Genomic DNA, 2,521 nt, shown 5'->3' with positions numbered 1-2,521 from the left:
AACACCTCATCGCCACCTGGACCGGCACCTGCCCCACCTGCCGACAACCCACCCCATGGCAGCCCTACGACAGCACGTAACAAAGCACTACTAGGACCTGCGGCGCAGAGCCCGTACCACGAAGAAGATCGCGAGCCCGACGATGACGAGGAGCACGATGATGAGGAGGATCTTGAAGAACCCGCCGCTCTTCTTCTTGCTCTTCTTTTTCTTCTTGTTGCCGGTGGTGGCCTGGACTTGGGACGACGACGGCGCGCGAAGCACGGTCACCGCGCCGGCGCCCGCCAGGAGGGGGCCCTGCGGGTGGGCCGCGGCCGCGGGAGCCTGCCGGACGGCCGACGCGGCTGCCGTGGCGGTCGCCGCCGGGCCGAGCAGGAGCCCGGCGAGCACGAAGAGCGGTACCAGCGTGGCCATCGCCGTACGGGAACGCTTCCTCGAAGTGCGATACTTTGCCACTTTATCCCCCTTTTGTTCGATGCCCCGGCGGAGCCCGGTGGAACCGGACGGAAGGGGCCTTGCAGCATCGTCCGCGAGTCCGACCGCCCCGGCAAGAAGATGAACAGGGGAACACCCCTCGCACCCCCTACACCCCTTACTCCGCTTCCTCCGCTTCCTCCGCTTCCTCCGCACGCGGCCAGAACCGTCCCTCGAGTGCCTCGGCGCTGCGGTTGAGCCGGACCAGCACGTCCTCCAGCTCCCGCACTTCCTCCGGGGACCAGCCTGCGACCACCCGGGCCAGGCAGGACCGGTTGACCTCACGGTCTTCGGCGAGCCGACGCCCGCCTTCGACGGTGATGCGCAGCTTGCGCGCCATGCCGCCTTCCGGGTCCGAGACGCGTTCGGCCAGTCCCCAGCGCAGCAGCGCAGCCGTCTGGCGGTTCACGGTCGAGGTGTCGAGCCCGAAGGCCTCCGACAACTCCCCGATGGACATGGGACCTTGCGTGTCGATCCGGCTGAGCAACAGGTACGCCGAGCGCTCCAGGCGCTCGGGGTCGCGCTCCCGCCGAGCAAGCACCTGGTGCCGCGAGAGCAGCATCAGCTCCCGCTCCAGTTTCTCCAGCACTACGCCTCCCACTCCATCCGGCGCCCCATTATCGCGAACCCCCGCACCCGGGGAACGGCGGGCCGGGCGGCAATATGCATGATACATACTCTGTGTACTATGCACTCCTCGTTGCCACCCGACGAGCCACCGCCTCAATCCGGAGGACCCGCATGACCGTCACCACGGCCACCGCCTCACGCGCGGCCGAGATCCTGTCCCGGCCCGTCACCCTGAACGGCCTGACCGTCCCCAACCGCATCGCGATGGCTCCGATGACGCGGATGTTCTCCCCCGACGGCGTACCCGGCGAGGACGTGCAGGCGTACTACGCCAGCCGGGCCGCCGCGGGTGTGGGCTTGATCATCACCGAGGGCACCTACGTCGGTCACGACTCCGCCGGGCAGAGCGACCGGGTGCCGCGGTTCCACGGCGAGGACCAGTTGGCGGGGTGGGCGAAGGTCGCCGCGGCCGTGCACGAGTCGGGCGGCGCGATCGTGCCGCAGCTGTGGCACATAGGCATGGTGCGCAAGCAGGGCGAGGCGCCGTATGCCGAGGCTCCCGCCGTCGGCCCCTCCGGCATCCGCGTCGACGGCACGGAGGGGACCGGCAGGGCGATGACCCGCACCGACCTCGACGACGTCATCGGCGCATTCGCCGACGCCGCCGCGGAGGCCGCGCGCATCGGCTTCGACGGCGTCGAGCTGCACGGCGCCCACGGCTACCTGATCGACCAGTTCCTGTGGGAGCGGACCAACCGCCGCACCGACGCCTACGGCGGCAACGCGGTGGCCCGTACGAAGTTCGCCGCGGAGGTCGTGGCCGCGGTCCGCGAACGCGTCCCGGCCGACTTCCCGGTGATCTTCCGCTACTCCCAGTGGAAGCAGGAGGCTTACGACGGACGGCTCGCGCAGACCCCGGAGGAGCTGGAGGCCATCCTGGCCCCGCTCACGGCGGCCGGCGTCGACGCGTTCCACGCCTCCACCCGGCGCTACTGGCTCCCGGAGTTCGAGGGCTCGGACCTGAACCTGGCGGGCTGGACCAGGAAGCTCACCGGCCGGCCCGCCATCACCGTCGGCTCGGTCGGCCTCGACGGAGACTTCCTCCGCGCCTTCGCCGGCGAAGGCGCGGCGCTCGGCGACATCGAAGACCTCCTGGACCGCATGGAACGCGACGAGTTCGACATGGTCGCCGTCGGCCGGGCCCTGCTCCAGGACCCGCAGTGGGCGGCGAAGGTCCTCGGCAACCGCTTCGACGAGCTGAAGCCGTACGACGCGGCATCGCTCAAGTCGCTCAGCCGATAGACCGCAGCCCGCAGCCCGCAGCCGGAGTCCGCCCTGAGCGACAGCCGGACGGGCGGACACCCCCGCGAAAGCCGCATGGCATCTTTTCCCCGAGTTTCCCCGGCGTTCGTGCTCCCCAGATTGCCCACTTACAGCACCCACCGGGGCGCCGACCAGAAGATGGGGCGCCACCCGC

3 protein-coding genes are annotated in these 2,521 nt (G+C 70.1%); 1 reads left to right on the top strand and 2 read right to left on the bottom strand.

Going from position 1 to position 2,521, the window contains the following annotated elements; translation table 11 throughout:
- Positions 1-90: 90 nt before the first annotated feature.
- Both ACFWBW_RS38550 and ACFWBW_RS38545 read right to left on the bottom strand, forming a co-directional pair.
- The gene (locus tag ACFWBW_RS38550) at positions 91-456 is read right to left on the bottom strand and encodes a hypothetical protein (protein ID WP_385383448.1); all 366 of its coding nucleotides are present in this window, start codon (positions 454-456) and stop codon (positions 91-93) included.
- Between the two features lie 136 nt (positions 457-592).
- Positions 593-1,060, bottom strand: a complete 468-nt coding sequence (locus tag ACFWBW_RS38545) for a MarR family winged helix-turn-helix transcriptional regulator (RefSeq protein ID WP_385383455.1) — start codon at positions 1,058-1,060, stop codon at positions 593-595.
- Positions 1,061-1,215: 155 nt separating this feature from the next.
- Here ACFWBW_RS38545 and ACFWBW_RS38540 point away from each other — a divergent pair, with 155 nt between their 5' ends.
- The gene (locus ACFWBW_RS38540) at positions 1,216-2,346 is read left to right on the top strand and encodes an NADH:flavin oxidoreductase (protein ID WP_385383445.1); all 1,131 of its coding nucleotides are present in this window, start codon (positions 1,216-1,218) and stop codon (positions 2,344-2,346) included.
- The last annotated feature ends 175 nt before the right edge of the window (positions 2,347-2,521 follow it).

This window comes from Streptomyces sp. NPDC059957 (assembly GCF_042730015.1).
Taxonomy (GTDB): Bacteria; Actinomycetota; Actinomycetes; order Streptomycetales; family Streptomycetaceae; genus Streptomyces.
This window is presented reverse-complemented; position numbering and strand designations above follow the sequence as displayed.

Coding starts and splice junctions, on each gene's coding strand:
- ACFWBW_RS38540 (WP_385383445.1), top strand. CDS start 1,216: ATGACCGTCACCACGGCCACCGCCTCACGCGCGGCCGAGATCCTGTCC.